Source organism: Falsiroseomonas sp. HC035 (assembly GCF_050563525.1).
Classification (GTDB): Bacteria; Pseudomonadota; Alphaproteobacteria; order Acetobacterales; family Acetobacteraceae; genus Falsiroseomonas.
Genome location: NZ_JBNXUN010000001.1, coordinates 422,166 through 441,379, shown reverse-complemented (window position 1 = coordinate 441,379; position 19,214 = coordinate 422,166). Strand labels below are relative to the sequence as shown.

General features: G+C 70.6%; 20 protein-coding genes. 13 read left to right on the top strand and 7 right to left on the bottom strand.

From position 1 onward, the window contains the following. The first annotated feature begins 10 nt into the window (after positions 1-10). Positions 11-487: an SRPBCC family protein gene (locus ACLF3G_RS02170; protein WP_430667669.1), complete on the top strand. Its 477-nt coding sequence runs from the start codon at positions 11-13 to the stop codon at positions 485-487. A gap of 3 nt (positions 488-490) precedes the next feature. On the opposite strand, the gene ACLF3G_RS02165 is transcribed toward ACLF3G_RS02170, so the two are convergent. The 5 genes from ACLF3G_RS02165 to ACLF3G_RS02145 all read right to left on the bottom strand — a co-directional run bounded on the left by ACLF3G_RS02165 (position 491) and on the right by ACLF3G_RS02145 (position 4,605). Then, positions 491-2,221, bottom strand: a complete 1,731-nt coding sequence (locus ACLF3G_RS02165) for an ABC transporter ATP-binding protein/permease (RefSeq protein WP_430667668.1) — start codon at positions 2,219-2,221, stop codon at positions 491-493. 81 nt (positions 2,222-2,302) lie between these two features. Beyond that, positions 2,303-2,749, bottom strand: coding sequence for a DUF1499 domain-containing protein (locus tag ACLF3G_RS02160; protein WP_430667667.1), 447 nt, complete (start codon positions 2,747-2,749; stop codon positions 2,303-2,305). After that, positions 2,746-3,018 (bottom strand): DUF3253 domain-containing protein, encoded by a 273-nt coding sequence (locus tag ACLF3G_RS02155; RefSeq protein WP_430667666.1) that lies wholly within the window; start codon positions 3,016-3,018, stop codon positions 2,746-2,748. Before ACLF3G_RS02155 ends, ACLF3G_RS02160 begins: the two co-directional genes overlap by 4 nt. Before the next feature lie 49 nt (positions 3,019-3,067). Next, positions 3,068-3,631 carry a pyridoxamine 5'-phosphate oxidase family protein gene (locus ACLF3G_RS02150; protein ID WP_430667665.1) on the bottom strand — a complete coding sequence of 188 codons (564 nt, stop codon included), beginning with the start codon at positions 3,629-3,631 and terminating at the stop codon, positions 3,068-3,070. Further along, on the bottom strand, positions 3,628-4,605 hold the full coding sequence (locus ACLF3G_RS02145; protein WP_430667664.1) for an NAD(P)/FAD-dependent oxidoreductase: 978 nt from the start codon (positions 4,603-4,605) through the stop codon (positions 3,628-3,630). Before ACLF3G_RS02145 ends, ACLF3G_RS02150 begins: the two co-directional genes overlap by 4 nt. A gap of 220 nt (positions 4,606-4,825) precedes the next feature. Here ACLF3G_RS02145 and ACLF3G_RS02140 point away from each other — a divergent pair, with 220 nt between their 5' ends. After that, the gene (locus ACLF3G_RS02140; protein ID WP_430667663.1) at positions 4,826-5,191 is read left to right on the top strand and encodes a response regulator; all 366 of its coding nucleotides are present in this window, start codon (positions 4,826-4,828) and stop codon (positions 5,189-5,191) included. Positions 5,192-5,210: 19 nt separating this feature from the next. On the opposite strand, the gene ACLF3G_RS02135 is transcribed toward ACLF3G_RS02140, so the two are convergent. Further along, positions 5,211-6,197, bottom strand: a complete 987-nt coding sequence (locus tag ACLF3G_RS02135) for a Bug family tripartite tricarboxylate transporter substrate binding protein (RefSeq protein WP_430667662.1) — start codon at positions 6,195-6,197, stop codon at positions 5,211-5,213. A gap of 106 nt (positions 6,198-6,303) precedes the next feature. Here ACLF3G_RS02135 and ACLF3G_RS02130 point away from each other — a divergent pair, with 106 nt between their 5' ends. The 11 genes from ACLF3G_RS02130 to ACLF3G_RS02080 all read left to right on the top strand — a co-directional run bounded on the left by ACLF3G_RS02130 (position 6,304) and on the right by ACLF3G_RS02080 (position 18,200). Next, positions 6,304-7,011, top strand: a complete 708-nt coding sequence (locus ACLF3G_RS02130) for a hypothetical protein (RefSeq protein WP_430667661.1) — start codon at positions 6,304-6,306, stop codon at positions 7,009-7,011. Between the two features lie 29 nt (positions 7,012-7,040). Then, positions 7,041-8,006, top strand: coding sequence for an aminotransferase class IV (locus ACLF3G_RS02125; protein ID WP_430667660.1), 966 nt, complete (start codon positions 7,041-7,043; stop codon positions 8,004-8,006). Positions 8,007-8,008: 2 nt separating this feature from the next. Further along, positions 8,009-9,022, top strand: a complete 1,014-nt coding sequence (locus ACLF3G_RS02120) for an extracellular solute-binding protein (protein ID WP_430667659.1) — start codon at positions 8,009-8,011, stop codon at positions 9,020-9,022. Then, positions 9,019-10,197, top strand: coding sequence for an ABC transporter permease (locus tag ACLF3G_RS02115; RefSeq protein ID WP_430667658.1), 1,179 nt, complete (start codon positions 9,019-9,021; stop codon positions 10,195-10,197). Before ACLF3G_RS02120 ends, ACLF3G_RS02115 begins: the two co-directional genes overlap by 4 nt. After that, on the top strand, positions 10,197-10,982 hold the full coding sequence (locus ACLF3G_RS02110) for an ABC transporter permease (RefSeq protein ID WP_430667657.1): 786 nt from the start codon (positions 10,197-10,199) through the stop codon (positions 10,980-10,982). Before ACLF3G_RS02115 ends, ACLF3G_RS02110 begins: the two co-directional genes overlap by 1 nt. Then, on the top strand, positions 10,979-12,025 hold the full coding sequence (locus tag ACLF3G_RS02105; RefSeq protein WP_430667656.1) for an ABC transporter ATP-binding protein: 1,047 nt from the start codon (positions 10,979-10,981) through the stop codon (positions 12,023-12,025). The genes ACLF3G_RS02110 and ACLF3G_RS02105 overlap by 4 nt, the downstream gene beginning before the upstream one ends. A 75-nt stretch (positions 12,026-12,100) precedes the next feature. Next, complete coding sequence (locus ACLF3G_RS02100) at positions 12,101-13,633, top strand: ABC transporter substrate-binding protein (RefSeq protein ID WP_430667655.1); 1,533 nt, start codon at positions 12,101-12,103, stop codon at positions 13,631-13,633. Continuing rightward, positions 13,633-14,583: an ABC transporter permease gene (locus ACLF3G_RS02095; RefSeq protein WP_430667654.1), complete on the top strand. Its 951-nt coding sequence runs from the start codon at positions 13,633-13,635 to the stop codon at positions 14,581-14,583. Before ACLF3G_RS02100 ends, ACLF3G_RS02095 begins: the two co-directional genes overlap by 1 nt. After that, positions 14,580-16,403 carry a dipeptide/oligopeptide/nickel ABC transporter permease/ATP-binding protein gene (locus tag ACLF3G_RS02090; RefSeq protein WP_430667653.1) on the top strand — a complete coding sequence of 608 codons (1,824 nt, stop codon included), beginning with the start codon at positions 14,580-14,582 and terminating at the stop codon, positions 16,401-16,403. Before ACLF3G_RS02095 ends, ACLF3G_RS02090 begins: the two co-directional genes overlap by 4 nt. Continuing rightward, complete coding sequence (locus tag ACLF3G_RS02085; protein ID WP_430667652.1) at positions 16,400-17,374, top strand: ABC transporter ATP-binding protein; 975 nt, start codon at positions 16,400-16,402, stop codon at positions 17,372-17,374. Before ACLF3G_RS02090 ends, ACLF3G_RS02085 begins: the two co-directional genes overlap by 4 nt. A gap of 13 nt (positions 17,375-17,387) precedes the next feature. Then, positions 17,388-18,200 (top strand): creatininase family protein, encoded by an 813-nt coding sequence (locus ACLF3G_RS02080; RefSeq protein ID WP_430667651.1) that lies wholly within the window; start codon positions 17,388-17,390, stop codon positions 18,198-18,200. Positions 18,201-18,247: 47 nt separating this feature from the next. On the opposite strand, the gene ACLF3G_RS02075 is transcribed toward ACLF3G_RS02080, so the two are convergent. Next, positions 18,248-19,213, bottom strand: a complete 966-nt coding sequence (locus ACLF3G_RS02075; protein ID WP_430667650.1) for a 2-hydroxyacid dehydrogenase — start codon at positions 19,211-19,213, stop codon at positions 18,248-18,250. Position 19,214 lies beyond the last annotated feature (1 nt).

The window sequence follows — 19,214 nt, the reverse complement described above, 5'->3', positions numbered from 1 at the left end:
GAGGATGCCGATGACGCAGGATGAGGAAGGCGCGCTGGACCTGGTGTTCACGCGCGAGGTGCCGATTTCGCCCGGGCTGGTGTGGGAGGCCTGGACCAGGCCGGAGCATCTGGTGCGCTGGTTCACCCCGGCGCCCTGGCGGACGCTGGAGGCGGAGGTGGACCTGCGGCCCGGTGGCATCTTCCGCACCGTGATGCAGGGGCCGGCCGGCGAGCGCTTCGACAATGTTGGCTGCTGGCTGGAGGTGGTGCCGCATCAGCGGCTGGTCTGGACCGATGCGCTGGCGCCGGGCTGGCGGCCCTCTGCCAAGCCCTTCGTCACGGCCATCCTGACGCTGGAGGCGGTGGCGGAGGGCACGCTTTATACGGCGCGGGTGCTGCACAAGGATGCCGCGGACCGCGACCGGCATGCGGCGATGGGGTTCCAGGTGGGCTGGGGAAAGGCGCTGGACCAGCTTGTGGCGTTGATGCGCGAGGGGGCGGCCTGAGCGTCAGGCCGGGTTGGGCTGCAAACCGGCCTCGTCGACACGAAGCTGCCGGCCATGGAAGGCGGCGACTGCGGGCCGGTGGGCGATGGACAGAAGGCCGGCATCCGGCAGCCTTTCCGTGACCAGGCGGTACAGCATGGCCTCGGCGGCAGGGTCGAGGCTGGCGGTGGCCTCGTCCAGGAACAGGAAGTCAGGCTTCGACAGCAGCGCCCGGGCGAAGGCAAGCCGCTGCTGCTCGCCGCCCGAAAGTCGCCGGTCCCAGATGTCCTCGACATCGAGCCGGTCCTGCAGATGGGCGAGACCGACATCGGCGAGCGCCGCTTGCACCTGTTCGTCCGGCACCAGCGCGGCGTCCAGCGGGTAGCAGACGGCGCGGCGCAGCGTGCCGAGCGGCAGGTAGGGCCGCTGCGGCAGGAACAGCGCGCGGGCGCCGTCGGGGATGTGCAAGCGGCCCTGGCCGAAGGGCCAGATGCCGGCGAGCGCCCGGAACAGGGTCGATTTGCCGCTGCCGGAGGCGCCGGAGATCAGCACCGCCTCGCCCTTCTCGACGCGCAGCGAGACGTCCCGCAGCAGGATGCGGCCATCGGGCAGGGCGAGCGTCGCGCCATCCAGTGTCACGGCCTCGCCGGCGTCGGGGACCGGCTGCGGGCCGGTGGTGGTGGCGCGGGCGATGGCGATGGCCTGCTGGAAGCCGGTGAGGCGCTGCACCGTGGCCAGAAGCTCCGTCAGCCGGGCGTATTCGTCGACGAACCAGGACAGCGCGCCCTGCACCTGGCCGAAGGCGGTGCTGGTCTGGATCAGCCCGCCGAGCGGGATGCGGCCGGCGAAGTAGCCCGGTGCGGCGACGACCAGGGGAAAGATGCTGGCGACCTGGGTGTAGCCGGCAGTGAAGAAGGTGAGGCGCTTGGTGGCGGTCATGATGCCCCACCAGTTCTCGGTCAGCGCCTGGAAGCGGGCGAGCAGGCCGCGCTTTTCATCGGCCTCCCCGCCATGCAGGGCGATGCCCTCGACGTTGTCGCGGAAGCGCACCAGGGCGTAGCGGAAATCCGCCTCGACCCGCTGTTGCAGGAAGTTCAGGCGGATCAGCGGCCGGCCGATCAGGTGGGCGAGCCAGGTGCCGATGGCGGAATACAGCAGCGCCACCCACACCATGTAGCCAGGGATCGAGACGCCAAGGATCTCCAGCGGCCCGGACAGCGACCAGAGCACGAAGATGAAGGATACCAGGGTGACGACGCTGTTCATCAGGCCGAGGCCGAGGCTCAGCATGTCGTCCACGAACAGCCGCAGGTCGTCGGCGATGCGCTGGTCGGGATTATCGGTCTGCGCATCGGTGAGTGCGATGCGGTAGTAGGCGCGGTCGGCCAGCCAGGCGTCGAGATAGTTGCGCGTCAGCCAGCTGCGCCAGCGGATCTGCAGCGCTTGGCGCAGGTAAAGCTGGTAGACGGCGACCAGGATATAGGCGGCGGCGATGACGCTGAAGCCGGGGAACCAGGTGCCGTCGGCCTCCCCGCCCAGGAAGATCAGCGACCAGAAGGTTGCGGGATCCTTCGCCTCCAGCGCGTTGTAGAAGGCGCGCTGCCAGTAGGTCAGCACCACCGTCATGCCGACGAGCGACAGGTTCAGGATGACGACTGCGGCCAGCAACAGCCGCGCGCGGCCGCGTTCCTCGCTGGACCAGTAGGGGCGGGCGAGCGCCCAGGCGTCACGCAGGAAGGTGCCGAGGCGGCGCATGGGCGGGGGTGTCCGGAGCGCGATATGTTTTTCTTCGCGTGATTCACGCCTCCGGCCGTTCCAGCCTTTGGCGATCACGCTCTAGCGGGTGCGGAGGGCATCTTCCAGCCGGGCCCGCCAGGCCAGCATGCGGCGCCGATTGGTGCCGAAATCGGAATAGCCGATCAGGCTGCGTGAATAGAGGAAGATGCCGGCGCCGCCGACCAGCGGGACCGCCTGGCCCACCACGATGTCCGGGAAGTTGGCGAGGCGGGAGCGCACCACCCACTGCACCTGCCGCAGTTCCGGCCACTCCGCCAGTTTCCAGCAGCGCGGCTCGCCTTCGCCCAGCATGCGCAGCGCGGCCCAGGCGGCCTCCGGCGAAACCGGCAGCAGGGGAAGGGTGATGTGGCGCTGCGTCGTCAGGCCCGGCGGGGCCAGCAGTACCGCGTTGGGTGAGGCGGGCAGTTGCAGGGCGGCAAAGTTCAGCGGCATGGCGGGCGGCAGCCCGGCCGGGCCGCGGCCGCGCAGCAGTTCGGCGGTGCTCATGCTTCGGAAGACCCCGAGGGGGCACGCAGGCGGATGACGCCGCGGATCTCGGAATCCGGGCTGGCGGGCTTGCCCTTGCGCAGGATGTCGACTTGGCCGGCACGTGCCAGGCGAATGGCGGCGGCGCGGATCGGGCCCATCAGGCGGCGCCAGCGATCCGCATCGGGCTCCAGCGCGCGGGCGACCTCGCTGGGACAGATGCTTTTGGCGGGGCCGCGCTCGGCGGTCTGGCGCAGGATCTCGGCGGTGATGGCGTCGGGGGAGGTCATGCGGCGAGACTAGACCGGATCGGGCCGCGCTGGAATCGTGGCGCGCAGGTCATGGCACCAGCCAGGTCGCCTCGGGCGTGCCGCCGGCGGGCCAGGTGAAGCGCGCGCGCCTGTGGCCGGCGGCGGCTAGGTGCAGGAATTCGAGTCGCGCGATGCGAAACAGCAGCACGCAGAACTGCGCGCGGCCGGCAACCGGATCGGTGGGTGCGGAGGGTGGCTCGGGGCACGGCGTGCCGGGGGCGGGCTGGATGGCGTAGCACAGGCGGCTGAAATCCCGCGTCGCGGCCCAGGCGGCGTCCGCGATTCCGTCGTCCCTGTGCAGGGTGACATGGCCGGACAGGCGCAGCTGGATGGCGGCGCCGGCATCGTAAAGGTGCAGCGCGGCGCGCGGCTCGACGGCAAGTTCCGCGACCTTCCCGGCGCGTGCATCGCTGTGCAGGCGAAGCGTGCGGGACGGCGCCTCGAAACCGCGCAGCACCAGGGTGCGGGCGGTGGGGGCGCCATCGGCGGCCAGCGTCGCCAGCGTCGGTGTGTGGAACGGGTGGCGGCGGTCCGAGACGCCGCGCGACAGCAGGCGGAAGGTCTCCACCAGCGTCTCGTCGAGACCGGTCATGTGCTCCGGATGGCGGCGACGAGGGCGGCGGCGCTGTCCACCGCGGCCTCGGCGCGGGCGCCGATGCACCAGTCGCCGGCGGCGCCGAGCCCGCTGGCGGCATCCCACAGGCAGGGCGCGCCGAGCGGCACCTCGACCAGCGCATAGCGCCAGCGATGCGCGGATTTGTAGAACGGCTCCGGCAGGGCCGTGCCGGCCTGCACCGCGAAGGCTTCCAGCAGCCGCGCGGCGGCGTCCTCGGCCGGAAGCTCGACATGTTCGCGCGACCAGGCCGGGCCACCCTGCACCACCCAAAGCTCCAGGCTGGCATCACGGCCGGGCTTGGAGCTGTCGCGGGCCGCCCAGCCGATCGGGCCGGCGGCGGGGCGCAGCGTGTCCGGCAGGTCGAGCCGCTCGGGGAAGGCCAGCATAAGGGTCCAGCAGGGCTCGAACCGCACCACGTCGAGCACCGTGGCCAGATGCGGCGCCGGGCCGGCCAGCAGGGCCTGGGCCTGGGGTGCGGGCAGCGCCAGGATCACGGCCTGGAAGGGACCGTCGCGCTCCGGCGTCGTGGTCGGCATCGGGCGGCCGGGGCGGACCTGGCGGGCATCCAGGTGGTGCAGGTACCAGGCGCCGGGCGCGCCGGAGATTTCGGTGACGTGGCGGGAGAGGTCGATGTCGAGACCCTCCGCCAGCGCGCGTGGGACGGAGGCCATGCGTGGCACGCCGACGCGGCGCCCGGCATCGGGCCATTCCTTGGCATGGGCCGCGTCCAGCACGGCGGCGAAGGCATCGCCATGAGCAGTCAGGTATTGTGCGCCGTGGTCGAAGTTCAGCACATGCCCCGCGGCTTCGACGCGGCGCGTCGCCATGCGGCCGCCGGGGCCGCGGCCCTTGTCATAGAGGCGCAGCCGCACGTCGTAGGCGGCGAGGGTTTTGGCGCAGGCGAGGCCGGCGAGGCCCGCGCCGACGATGGCGATGTCTGTCGGTGGCATGATTGCCTGTATGGCCTGCGGCGCGGCGGAGACAAGAGGCATGGGGCGCCGTCGCCGGCTTAATCATTCTTTTGCGGTGACGAGCCTGCGCCGTTCGCGGCACACCACGGCATGTCGAGGCGAGCGCGGTCACAAGGCGCGCGATCACGCACTCGTCACGGGCTGCATAAACGCATTGGGCGCGCGGCGGGTCTACCTTGCAGGTGTCGAGGAGATTGGCATGCAGGCGGGGCCGCAGACTCTGCTATTGGTCGAGGATGATCCCCTGGTCCGGATGACCCTGGTGGAGGGGCTGACGGATGCCGGGTTCACCGTGCTTGAGGCGGAGGACGCCGAGGTTGCGCTGGGATTGCTGGCGCGGCGGCCGGAAATCGATGTGCTGCTGACCGATATCAACCTGCCAGGTGCGGATGGCTTCGACCTGTCGCATGCGGCGCGCCAGCTGCGGCCGTTCCTGCCGGTGGTCTATGCCTCCGGCCGGTTGCGGGCGGCGGAGCCGGGGCGCGGGCTGCCTGGCGCGCCGTTCCTCGCCAAGCCCTTCACCGTGGCCCGCGCCGCCGAGACGATCGACGCGCTTTTGCGCTGATCTGACCCGCGGGGGCGCTTCAGTTCACCTGGATCCTGGCCTCGCGCACCACGCGCCGCCAGCGGGCGAGGTCCTCCGCCAGCAGCGTTCCGAGTGCCTCGCGCGACGTGGCATCGACGGCGAAGCCGACCTGGGCCAGCCGCGCCGTGACCTCCGGCGTGCGCAGCGCGGCGACGATCACCTGGTTCAGCCGCTCCAGCACCGGCTCCGGAGTCGCGGCCGGGGCGACGATGGCGGTCCAGGAGCCGGAGACGTGCTCGGGCAGGCCCTGCTCGGTCATGGTCGGCACGTCCGGCAGTTGCGGGAAGCGGCGCGGGCCGCAGATGGCGATGCCGCGCAAGCGCCCGGCCTGCACATGCGGGCCGACGGTCGCGGCATTGAGCACGGCGAAGGGGGCGGTGTTCTGGATGACCGCGGTGGCGGCGGCGGGGCCACCGGCGAAGGGCACCGCGACCGCCTCCGTCCTGGTCAGCAGCTTGAACAGTTCCATCCCGAGTTGTTCGGAGGAGCCGACGCCGGAGGAGGCGTAGGCCGGGCCGCCCGGCTGCGTCTTCATCCAGGCCACCACCTCCGCCACCGTCGTCGCTGGTACGGAGGGATGCACCACCAGCATGTTCGGCGCCGTCATCACCAGGGTGACGGGGGTGAAGTCCTTCTCCACGTCGTAGCCGGGGGTCCGCATGACGACCGGGTTGATGGTCAGCGTGCCGCTGGCCGCGACCAGCAGCGTGTGGCCGTCGCCTGGCTGCTGCGCCACGAAGCGGGAGCCGATGGCGCCAGTGGCACCCGGGCGGTTGTCCACAATCACGGTCTGGCCGAGCGCCGCCTGCATGCCCTGCTGGACCACGCGGGCGGCGAGATCCGTCGGGCCGCCGGGCGGGAAGGGCACCACCAGCGTCACCGGGCGGGTCGGCGCCCAGGCGGGCTGGGGGCCGGTCTGGGCCTGGCCGGGGCGCGGCAGGAGGAGGGGCGCTGACAGCAGCGCGAGGGCGTGGCGGCGGCGCATCTTTGGGCTCCGGTTCCTGTTTGACCGGTGGCAGTGAAGCACGCCGCCACTCGCGCGCCACCCCTGCGCGGTTGACCCGGCCCCGTGCGCTTCGCAGGATCGGTCCATGCCCCCCACCCCCGAGGATGTCCGCGCGGCCCTGACGCATATCCGTGAGGCGCGCGGCTTCGTGCTGCCGCATCACGGCGCCATGGCCGCGGCGCTGCCCGAGTTGCATATCGCCTACGAGGCGATGTACCGCGCCCTGACGCTGGAGCCACGCCACCTGGCGCCGCTGGAGCGGGAGGTGGTGTGGCTTGCGATCCTGGCGGCCTGCGAGGAGCCAGTTGGCACCCACCACCTGCACAAGTTCCGTTTGGCTGGCGGCGACGATGCGCTGGCGCAGGCAGTATTCCGGCTGGTCGGCTGGGCGGCGGGGGCGCGTCGCTGGGCCTGCATGGCGGACCACTGGCAGGCGCAGTTTCCGGCGCTGCCGGCCGCACAGGGATATCTCGACGGGCTGGATGCGCTGCTGGGCGATGGCGCGCTGGCGCCGGGGCTGGCGCGGCTGGCGCTGGTCGGCATCCACACCGCCTGCGAGGAGGACTGGGGACTGCGGGTTGCGTTGCGTTCCGCCTATGCACTCGGCGTCGAGGAGCCGCGGATGGCGGAGGCGATGAGCCTGCCGATCTGGCCGCGAGGGGTGAACCGTTTTGTCAGGGCGACGGCCGCGTGGCTGGAGATGATCCGGGCGGGGGAGGTGGCACCGTCCCCGCCCTTCCAGGCCTGGGCCGAGGTAGCGGGGCAGGGTGCCTTCACCCCACCCCCGCCATGACGCACCCTGGCCCCGCCCTGGAGTCGCCGATGGCCGAAGCCTTGCAGGTTCCGACCCACCTGACCGTGGAGAACGCCGATTTCAGCCGCGCCCTCGGCTGGATCGACAGCGCGGTGGTGCCGCTGGCGGATGCGAAGATTTCCGTGCGCGACCTCGGCCTGATGTATGCCGACATGACCTATGACGTGGTGCATGTCTGGCGCGGCGGGTTCTTCCGGCTTGAGGATCACCTGGACCGCTTCTTCGCATCAATGGCCGGGCTGCGGCTGGACCCCGGCATGAGCCGGGACGCGATGCGCGCGCTGCTGGCGGACCTGGTGCGGCAGAGCGGGCTGCCGGATGCGCTGGTGTATTTCGCCTGCACGCGCGGGATGGCGGTGCCGGGGACGCGCGACCCCACGGCCTCCGCGAACCGCTTCTTTGCCACCGTCACGCCGCTGGTGCTGCGCGGGCAGCCGGCGGAGATGCAGCGCGGGCAGCATGCGATGCTGGTGCGGGAGGTCACGCGGATTCCGGCCTCGGCCGTGAACCCGGTGTGGAAGAACAGCCACTGGGGCGACTTCCTGCGCGCGGCATTCCTGGCCAAGGATGCCGGGCACGACGTGCCCATCCTGTGTGCCACGGACGGTGCGGTGGCGGAGGCGCCGGGCTTCAACGTGGTGGCGGTGATCGGCGGCCGCCTGGTCTCGCCAGAGGCCGGGGTGCTGGAGGGAATTTCCTGCCGCACCATGTTCGAGATCGCGGGCGAGCTTGGCATTCCGGCGCAGTATGGGCGGCTGATGCCGGAGCAGTTGGCGGCGGCGGAGGAGGCGTTCCTGACCGCGACCTCCTGCGGCCTGTTCCCGGTGACGCGGCTGGACGGCGCGCCGCTCGGGTCTGGTGTGCCGGGGCCGGTGACAACGCGCTTGCTGAATACCTACTACGCCCGGAAGAATGCGGGCTGGCACATCACGCCTGTCGAGACGATTCTCGCCACCACCGACCGGAGGCCATGACCATGCGGCGCCTGCTTGCCCCTCTTGCCGCGCTTCTGCTGGCTGCGGCGCCGGCCGTGGCCCGGGACCTGACGGTGGTCGCGGGTGGCGGCGCCTTGCAGGACCACATGCGGCGGACGCTGTTCTCGACCTTCGCCGGCGGGCCGGTGGTGGATACCGCCTACGACTACAATGTCGGGCCGATCCGGGCGATGGTGCAGGCCCGCAACGTCACCTGGGACGTGGTGATGGTGGAGGCACCGGATCTGGTGCGCGGCTGCGAGGACGGCATCTTCGAGCGCATCGACTGGTCCGTGGTGAACCGCGACAAGTTCGTGCCGGGGGCGGCCACCACCTGTGGGGCAGGGGCGATCGGTTGGGGCGTCTCCGTGTTCTACGACGAGGCGCGGCATCCGGTGGGGCCGGCGAATTTCGTGGAGTTCTGGGATACGCAGCGCTTCCCTGGCCGGCGCAGCCTGCGGCGCGGCGCGCGGATGACGCTGGAGATCGCGCTGATGGGCGATGGCGTGCCGCCAGGCGAGGTGTACCGCGTGCTGGCGACGCCTTCGGGGCAGCAGCGGGCCTTCGCGGCGCTCGACCGGCTGCGGCCGAACCTGAGCTTCTGGACCGGCGGGCAGCAGCCGATCGAGCTGGTGAACAGCGGCGAGGTGGCGTTCGCGGTGGGCTTCGTCGGGCGGGTGGCGAACGGCATCCGCGCCGGCGCGCGGTACAATCTGCGCTGGCCGACGCTGCTTTATGCCTATGACAGCTGGGCGGTGGTGCGGGGGTCCGAAAACGCGGCACAGGGGATGCGGCTGATCGAGCACATCACCAACCCGGCGCCGCTGCTGGAGCTGACGCGCCTCTGGCCGATCAACCCCGTGACGCGCGCGGTGGCGGAGGACCCGGATGTGCGGGCGCGCAACCCGCTGATGATGACGAACCACCAGGCGGGCGGGCTCGAGATCGATACCGAGTTCTGGCTGGAGCATGGGCCGGACCTGGAGCAGCGCTTCGCTTCCTGGCTGACGCGTTGAATCGAACGAACCGGCTGGCGGCGCTGCTGATCGCGCCGCTGCTGCTGCTGATCCTCGGCAGTTTCCTGCTGCCGGTGGGCGTCACGCTGTTCCGCGCGGTGCAGGACCGGGAGGTGGCGGCGGCGCTGCCGGAGACGGTGGCGGCGCTGCGCGGCTGGGACGGGCAGGGGCTGCCGGAGGAGGCCGCTTTCGCCGCAATCGTGCGGGAGTTGGGCGCGGCGCTGGAGGCCCGGCGCATCGGCGATGTGGCGCAGCGGTTGAACTTCGAGCGGACGGGCAGCCGCACGCTGCTGCTGCGCACGGCGCGGGCGGCGGACCGGCTGCAAGCGCCCTACCGGGGGTCCTTGCCGGCGCTGGATGCACGGTGGGGTGAGACGGAAACCTGGGCGATGCTGGCGCGCGCGACCGGGCCACTGACTTCGCTGTACCTGCTGCGGGCGATGGACTTCACGCGCAGCCCCGCCGGCGACATCAGCGCGGTGCCGCTTGACGAAAGACTGTACCGGACGCTGTTCCTGCGGACCTTCGGCATCAGCCTGCTGGTGACGGGGATCTGCGTGCTGCTGGCCTACCCGGTGGCCTACACCATCGCGCGGCTGCGGGCGCCGTGGTCCTCCATTGCCATGACGCTGGTGCTGATTCCGTTCTGGTCCTCCGTGCTGGTGCGCACCACGGCCTGGTTCGTGCTGTTGCAGCGGGAGGGGCCGGTGAATGCGGCGCTGCTGGCGCTGGGGCTGGCGGAGGCGCCGGTGCAGATGCTCGGCACGCGCTTCGCCGTGGTGCTGGCGCTGGTGCATGTGCTGTTGCCATTTGCCATCCTGCCGATGCACAGCGTGATGGTGCGGCTGGATGCGACCTATCTGCGGGCCGCGGCCTCGCTCGGCGCGAATGGTGTGCAGCGGTTTGTCCGCGTGTGGCTGCCGCTGAGCCTGCCGGGCGTGCTGGCGGGTGGCGCGATGGTGTTCCTGCTGTCGGTCGGGATGTACACGGCGCCGGCGCTGGTCGGCGGTGACCGTGACCAGATGGTGGCCTGGTTCATCGCGAACTTCATGAGCCGCGACGTGAACTGGGGCATGGCCGCGGCGCTGTCCGCGTATCTGCTGGCGATGACCGGGGCGGTGGTGGCGCTGGTGCGGGCGGTGACCGGCGGCGTCGCGATGGGCGCGCGCGGCTGATGCGCGAACACCCGGCGGCGCGCATCCTGCTGCGTGGCACCACGGCATTGGTGCTGTTGTTTCTGCTGGCGCCGATGGCGGCGGTGGTGGTGCTGTCCTTTTCCCCCACCGAGGCGATGGTGCTGCCGCCGCGCGGGTTCTCGCTGCGCTGGTACGAGGAGTTCCTGACCGCCGGGCGCTGGGTGCTGGCGACGCGCAACAGCTTCGTCGTCGCCATCGCCACCACCGTGGTCGCGACGCTGCTGGGGACGATGGCGGCCATCGGGCTGACGCTCGGGCGGTTTCGCGGGCGGGGGGTGCTGGTAGTGCTCCTGACGCTGCCGATGGTGACGCCCTACATCGTCACGGCGGCGGCGATGTTCTTCGCCTATTCCATCATCGGGCTGACGGGGTCGCTGGCGGGGCTGGTGCTGGCGCATACCGTTGTCGCCGTGCCCTTCGTGGTGGTGGCGGTGCTGGCGACCTTGCGGACCTTCGATGCGACGCTGCTGCGCGCGGCGGCCTCGCTTGGCGCGGCGCCGGTTCCGGCGATCCTGCGGGTGATGGTGCCGAATATCTGGCCGGGGATCGCGGCAGGTGCCGTGTTCGCCTTCGCAACGTCGCTGGATGAGTTCGTCATCACGCTGTTCATGGCAGGTCCCGGCCAGTTCACGCTGCCCCGGCAGATGTATGCCTCGGTGCGGGAGTTTCTCAGCCCGACCATCCTGGCGGCGGCGACGTTGCTGTTCCTGTGCTCGCTGGTGTTCCTGCTGGCCAGCGAGTTGCTGCGGAAACGCGCGCGGTGAGCGAGGTGCTGGTGCGCTTCGCCGATGTGTCGAAGAGCTATGACGGGCGCGTGCAGGCGGTGGCCGGGCTAGACCTGGAGGTGATGCGCGGGGAGGTGCTGACGCTGCTCGGGCCATCCGGGTCGGGCAAGACCACGACGCTGATGATGCTGGCGGGCTTCGAGGATCCGACGGCCGGGCGGATCGAGCTTGAGGGCGTGCGGATCGACACGCTGCCGCCGCACCGGCGTGGGATCGGTGTGGTGTTCCAGAACTACGCGCTGTTCCCGCATCTGAGCGTGGCGCAGAACCTGGCGTTTCCGCTGTCCATACGCCGCATGGGCCGCGCGGAGATTGCGGGGCGCGTGGCGCGGGCGCTGGAGATGGTGCGACTGCGCGGCTTCGGCGACAGGCGGCCGCAGCAATTGTCCGGCGGGCAGCAGCAGCGCGTGGCGCTGGCGAGGGCGCTGATCTTCACGCCGAGCCTGGTGCTGCTGGACGAGCCGATGGGGGCGCTCGACAAGCAGTTGCGGGAGGAGTTGCAGGGCGAGATCCGCCGCATCCATGCCGAAACCGGCGTGACCATGGTGCATGTGACGCATGACCAGTCCGAGGCGCTGACGCTGTCCGACCGCATCGCCGTCTTCGACCAGGGCCGCATCCAGCAGATCGGCACGGCGGAGGAGGTGTATGAGCGGCCGGCGAACCTCTTTGTCGCTGGCTTCATCGGGGAGAATAACCGCCTGGACGCGGTGGTGCTGGATGCCGGGCATCTGCGCCTGGCGGATGGCACGGTGCTGGGCTGCGCGCCGCATGGTCTGCGGCCGGGAGCGCCCGTGGTCGCCTCGATCCGGCCGGAGCGGGCGGTGGCGGGCGGCATCCTGGCGGGGCGGGTGCTGGAGGTGGTGTATCTCGGCGACCACTGCCGGCTGCGGCTCGCCTTCGGCGGGCGTGAGGACTTCATGGTGCGGGTTCCGCGACGGAATGGGGCGGTGCTGGGTACAGCACATCCTTTCGCGATATCGGCCGACGCGGTTCGGGTCTTCGCGACGGATTCTGCTTGACTCGCGACGCTGCGCCGCGTGGCATCTGCATGGAATTTTCTGCTGCACCGCACGCCGGTGCGAAAGGCCAAGTCGATGACCAACCTGACCCGACGCACCATCCTCGGCGCGGCTGCGAGCCTGGGCGGCGCAGCCCTGCTGACCAACCGCGCGGCGGCGCAGGCGCGGCCCGGGGTGCTGCGCATGGGGCTTTCGGCCTGGCCGCCGAACCTGCAGCCCTGGCCGTCGACGGGCGCCTCGGCCGGCACGGTGAAGATGCTGATCCATCGCCGCCTGACACGGTTCGACGAGAAGGGTGAGGTGCAGGGTGAACTGGCCCACAGCATCGAACTGGACGCGGAGCGCGCCTGGGTCTTCAAGCTGCGGCCGGAGGCGGTGTTCCACAATGGCGAGAAGGTCACGTCGGAGGACGTGAAGTGGACCATCGAGCAGGTCGCGGCCGAACGCTCCACCGCCTACTACCGCACGCAGATGCAGCTGATCGAGCGTGTCGAGACGCCGGACCCGCACACGGTGCGGCTGGTGATGAAGCAGCCGGTAGCGACGGTGCCGCTGTGGTTCGCGAACTACAACATGGCGATCGTCTGGCGCGGATCCCGCGACATGAACGCGGCCGTGGGCTGCGGGCCGTATCGCGTGGCGTCGCAGGAACGCGGGTCCTGGATGGAGTTGCAGGCGGCGCCAAACTACTGGGTGCCGGGCCTGCCGCGCAGCCGCACCATCCGCATGACGATCTACGCCGACGAAAATCTGCGGCTGGCGGCGCTGCAATCCGGCGATGTCGACATCATCGAATACGTGCCGTGGTCCGGCATGGCGGCGGTCGATGCCGATCCGCGCCTCAAGCTGGATGCGCAGATGGGTCCGTTCATGGACATCCTGTTCAACGGCACGCGCCCGCCCTTCAACAACCCGCTGGTGCGCCGTGCCGTGGCGCATGCCGTGAAGCGGGAGGATATCGTGCGCGTCGCCTTCTCCGGCCGCGGCGCGCCGATCGAGGGCATCCCGATCGTCGAGGGCACACCGTGGTGGGATGCGGAGCTTTCGAAGGGCCACGCCTACAACCCGGAGCGCGCCAAGGCGCTGCTGGCGCAGGCGGGATTTCCGAACGGCTTCTCGACGACGCTGCTGGCGACCTCCCAGTTCGGGATGCACAAGGATACGGCGGAAATCAGCCAGCAATACCTGGCGGCCATCGGCATCCAGGCGGAGTTGCGGCTGACGGATTGGTCCACGCGCGTGAGTGCGGGTATCCGCGGGCAGTACGACATCGCCATCCACGGCGTCTCCGCCGACTTCAACGATCCGGATGGGCTGACGGTGGTGCTGGACACTTCGTTGTCGGCCGCGCATGGCCGGTCCTTCGGCCTGTCCACGCCGCGCACGGTGGAGTTGCTCGGCAAGGGGCGCGCGGAGTTCGACACGGCAAAGCGCGTGGAGATCTACAAGGACATGCAGCGGGCGGCGCTGGAGGAAGTGCCGGTGGTCGCGCTCGCCTGGCGAGAGCAGGGCTACGGCTTCGACCGGCGCCTGACAGGCTTTGCCAATCTGCCGGGCGCGGTCTCCACCTCATCCGGCGCGTTGCTGGAGTTCGCGGCGCTCGGCTGATGTACTGGCTCGCGAAGCGCATCGGGTTGTCGCTGGTGCTCATGTGGGTGGTGGCGACCATCGTCTTCCTGGCGCTGCACATGGTGCCGGGCGATCCGGCGGAGATGCTGCTGTCCACCGGCGGTGCGATGCCGGATGCCTACGCCATCGCGGAACTGCGCGAGCGGCTGGGGCTGAACCGGCCGATCCTGGAGCAGTACACGGTCTTCATCACCGGCCTTGTGCAGGGCGACCTCGGCACGTCGCTGGTCGATGACTATCCGGTGGCCGCCGAGATCGCGCTGCGGCTGCCGCGCACGCTGGAGCTGATTTTCGCGGGCACGATCATCGCGGTGGCGATCGCGCTGCCGGCGGGAACCTTCGCGGCGGTGCGGCAGGGCGGGGCATTCGATCGCGCGGCCTCGGCGGTGGCGGCGGTGTTGCAGGCGGTCCCGGTGTTCGTGCTGGGCACGCTGCTTATCCTGGTACTGGCGCAGTGGCTGCGCTGGATGCCGGCGGGCGGCTATACGCCGTTCGCGGAAAATCCCGGACGGCACCTGCTGCTGCTGCTGCTGCCCGCGGTGGCGATCGCCAAGGGGCTGGCGGCGACGATCTTCCGGATGACACGGGCTTCCGTGCTGGATGCGCTGTCCCGGGATCATGTGCGGACGGCGCGGGCAAAGGGCCTGACGCCGCAGCGGGTGCTGCGCCGGCATGTCGTGCGCAACGCGCTGATCCCGGTGACGACGGTGCTGGGGTTGCAGATGGGCACGCTGCTCGGGGGCACGGTGCTGGTGGAATACGTCTTCAACTGGCCGGGCCTGTCCACGCCGCTGCTGCGGGCGGTGGAGGCGAGGGATTATCCGATGGTGGTGGGCATCGTCATCACGGTGTCCGGCCTGTTCCTGCTGATCAACCTGGTCATGGACCTGGTCTACGCGGCGCTCGACCCGCGGATCACGCGCGGATGAGGAAGCTGTGGCTGCCTGGCGGCGCGGTGCTGCTGATCGTCCTGATCGCCTTCGCCGCACCGATCCTGCCGCTGATGGACCCGATCCGGCAGGACGTGGCGAACCGGCTGGCCGCCTACGTGCCCGGCAGTCCGCTGGGGCGGGACGAGTTCGGGCGGGACGTGCTGTCGCGGCTGATCTGGGGCGCGCAATCCTCGCTGGCCGTCGCCTTCGCCTCCACCGCCATCGCGGCGGTGATCGGCACCATGCTGGGCCTGCTCGGCGGCTGGTTCCGCGGGCTGGCGGAGGTGTTGGCGATTCGTGGCGCCGACGTGGTGCTGTGCTTCCCGCCGGTGCTGCTGGCGCTGCTGGTGGTGACGCTGCTGGGGCCGGGGACGGGCACGCTGATCCTGGTGCTGTCCGTGCTGTACCTGCCGGGCTTCATCCGCGTGAGCTTTGCGGAGGTGCTGTCGGCACGCAGCCAGGACTATGTGGAGGCGGTGCGGGCGCTGGGGGCGCGGACGCCCCGCATCCTGCTGCGCACGGTCTTGCCGAATATCGCCGGGCCGGTGCTGGTGCAGATCTCACTGGCGGTAGCCTCCGCGGTGGTGCTGGAAAGCGGGCTTTCGTTCCTGGGCCTCGGCGTGGTGCCGCCGACGCCGAGCTGGGGGCTGATGATCCGCGGTGCGCGCGCGACGATGGAACAGGCGCCGACCCTGCTGCTGTGGCCGTGCCTGGCGCTGACCATCACCATCCTGGCGATGAACCTGTTGTGCGACGCGGTGCGCGACGTGGCGGACAAGCGCGGCGGTGGTGGCGCGCGGAAACTGCGGCTGATGGACCGGCTGCTGCCGGGGTTGTTCCCGGCGCCGGCCTCGCCCGCGCCGCTGCTGGATGTGCAGGGGCTGACGGTGGAGATCGCGACGCCGGCTGGGATCATCCGGCCGGTGGAGGACATGACCTTTCGGCTGGAGGCCGGGCGGACGCTGGCGATCGTCGGCGAGAGCGGGTCGGGCAAGTCCATGGCGGCGACCGCCATCATGGGCCTTTTGCCGCCGGTGGCGCGTGTGGCGAACGGCGTGGCGCGCTTCGAGGGCGAGGATCTGCTGCGAATGCCGGAGGCCGAGCGGCGAAAGCTGCGCGGCGGCGCGATGGCGATGGTGTTTCAGGACCCGATGAGCAGCCTGAACCCGGTGCATCGCGTCGGCGACCAGGTGGCGGAGGCGATCCGCGCGCATCGCGACGTGCCGGCGGCGCAGGCGACCGCGGAGGCTGTGGAGTTGCTGAAGCGCGTCGGCATCGCCGACCCCGGCCGTCGCGCGCGGGCCTATCCGCATGAATTGTCCGGCGGCATGCGGCAGCGCGTGATGATCGCGATGGCCATCGCCAACAAGCCGCGCCTGCTGATTGCGGATGAGCCGACGACGGCGCTGGATGTGACGGTGCAGGCGGCGATCCTGGAACTGCTCGCGGTGCTGCGGCGCGAGGAGGGCATGGGCGTCGTGCTCATCACCCACTCGCTCGGCGTCGTGGCGGAGGTCGCGGAGGATGTGGTGGTGATGTACGCGGCGCAGGTGGTGGAGCGAGGGCCGGTGGCGACCGTCTTCGCCAACCCGCTGCACCCCTACACGCGGGCGCTGCTGGCGGCGGTGCCGGATGGCGATATCGAGCCGGAAGGCATCCCCGGTGTGGTGCCGCGCCCTGATGCCTGGCCGCCTGGCTGCCGCTTCGCGCCGCGCTGCACCCATGCGACCGAGGCGTGTTCCGCCGCGCCGCCGGTGCTGGAGGAGATGCCGGACCACGCCGTGCGCTGCATCCGCTGGCGGGAGCTCCCGGCATGAGCGATCCGCTTGTGGTCGCCGAGGCGGTGGAGATGACTTTTGCGGGTCGCGGCATCTTCGCGCGCGGGCGGCCTGTGCGGGCGGTGGCCGGGGTGGATGCGACGGTCGCACGGGGCGAGGCGCTCGGCGTGGTCGGTGAGAGTGGCAGCGGGAAGTCGACGCTCGGGCGGGTGCTGCTGGGGTTGCTGGCGGCAACCGGTGGCGCGGTGCGCTTCGATGGACAGGCGCTGCCGAAGCCGGGCAGCGCGGCCTGGCGCGGGTTGCGTGCGCGGATGGGCATCGTCTTCCAGGACCCGTTCGGCAGCCTGGATGCGCGGCGATCAGTCGGCGCCCAGGTCGAGGACGGGCTGATCATCCATGGCGCGCTCTCGCCAGCCGAGCGGCGCGAGAAATTGGCGGATATGTTCCGGCGCGTTGGGCTGGACCCGGACCGCATCGGCGCCTACCCGCATGAATTCTCCGGCGGCCAGCGGCAGCGGCTTGGCATCGCGCGGGCGCTGGCGACGGGGCCGGATTTCCTGGTGGCGGATGAGCCGGTCTCGGCGCTGGACGTTTCCATCCAGGCGCAGGTGGTGCGGCTGCTGGCGGATCTGCGGCGCGATCTGGGCCTGGCGATGCTGTTCATCAGCCATGATCTGCCGGTGGTACGGCACCTGTGTGACCGGGTGATCGTGATGTATCTGGGACGGGTGATGGAGGAAGGGCCGGTGGACGCGGTCTTCGCCCGGCCCTTGCATCCCTATACCCGCGCGCTGCTGTCGGCGACGCCGATGCTGGACCCGGCGCGGCGCCTGACGCGGGAGATCCTGCCGGGGGAGCCACCCAGCCCATCCGACCCGCCCTCCGGCTGCGTTTTCCGCACGCGCTGCCGCCATGCCCGGCCGGCCTGTGCTGAGGCGGTGCCCCCCCTTCGCGAATTCGGCGGGGTGGCGCACCGTGTCGCCTGCATTCGTGCCGAAGAGATCAATTGAGGAGCCCGCCAGCATGGTCGAGATAGCGCCAACGAAAGTCCGCATGGGCGAGATCACGGGCGACGAGGCCCGCACGCTGTATCCGCAGAACCCGGTGATCCTGCTGCCGATGGGCAGCCACGAGGACCAGGGCCCGCACGCCCCGATGGGTGACTACTTCCTCGCCGAGAAGATGGCGGAGCTCATCGCACTGCGCGCCACGGCGGAGGGCACGCGGACGGTGGTGGCGCCCGTGCTGCCCTTCGGCAAGGGCGACTTCTTCGGCCCGATGCCGGGCGGCATTGCGCTGTCCGCGGCGACGTTCCGCGCCGTGCTGGACGAGGTGTTCGCCGAACTGCTGCGGCACAAGCTGACCAAGCTGGTTGTCATCAACGGCCATGGCGGCAACGTCACCGTGCTGAACGAGGCGACCCGGGCGGTGATGCACAAGGGCGGGCCGGTGATCCCCGCGCTGTATCTGTGGCGCATCGCCTATGCGGAGATGCCGAAGCTGCTGGGGGCGGAGAAGGCGAAGGCGGTCTCCAGCCACGGGGCGGATCCTCTGACCAGTCTCGGGATGCACCTGTTCCCGGAGCGCATCCGTACCGACCTGATCCCGGAGCCGCGCAGCGGCAAGCCGGAGGCGCTCGGGCTGCCGTTCATGGGCTGGGGCTCGCTGAGCTTTCAGGGCGCCGAGGTGACCGTGCCGATCGAGTATGACGCGGTCAGCCCGAACGGGTTGGGCACCGGCGATCCGCGGCTTTGCAGCGCGGAGTCCGGAAAACTGATCGCGGACCGGCTGGTCGAGATCGGCGCGGGGTTCTGCCACCACTACGCGAAGCAGTGAAGGGAAGCCCGCTCCCCCCTCAAGCGAGGGGGGGGGGGAGAGGGCTATTACGGGACGCGGTCCTGGTCGGGGATCGGCTCGCCCTTCGAGACGCGGACCATGTTGCCCAGCCAATGCTCAATGCTGCGGCGGCTGTTCTCGTAGGCCGTGCTGGCGCAGTGCGGTGAGACGATCACGTTGTCCATGTGCAGCAGCGGATGGTCGGCCGGCGGCGGTTCCTGATCGAACACGTCGACGGCCGCGGCGCGCAGCTTCCCTGTCTTCAGCGCTTCGACCAGGTCCGCCTCGACCACCACGCCACCCCGGGCGACATTCACCAGGCTCGCGGTCGGCTTCATCTTCGCGAGCGCGCGGGCGTCGATCATGCCCTTGGTTTCGGGGGTGAGGGGGCAGTTCAGGGACAGGAAGTCGACCTCGGCCAGCAGGTCGTCCAGCGCGCGGTACTCGACGCCGATCGCCTTCGCCTCGGCGTCCGGCAGCTTCGTGCGGCTGTAGTACAGCACGCGGCAGTCGAAGCCCTGCAGCCGCTTCGCTACGCCCTTGCCGATCGCGCCGAGGCCGATGATGCCGACGGTCTTGCCGGTCAGCATCACCGACTGTTTCCAGATCTCGTTCTTGGCCCAGCCGCCGGCGGCGGTGGTGTTGTGCGCAGGCACGATCCGCCGCGCGATGGCGAGCATCAGGCCAATGGTGAACTCGGCGACCGGGGCCGCATTGCTGCCGGTGGTGCGGGCGACCTGGATGCCGTGGGCGCGGCAGTAGTCGAGGTCGATGTTGTCGATGCCGACGCCCCATTTGTGCATCAGCTTCAGCTTCGGGGCGGCCGCCAGCACCTCCGCCGGAACGCCGATATCCCACCACAAGGCATAGTCGGCATCGGCGATCTCGGCCTTGAGGTCCTCGACGGTGCGGCCTTTCACGGCCGTCGCGCGAAAGCCCTCGGGCAGCAGGGATTGGATGATGTCGGCCATCTCGCCGGCGATGGGCTGCAGCAGGGCGATCTTCTGGGTCATG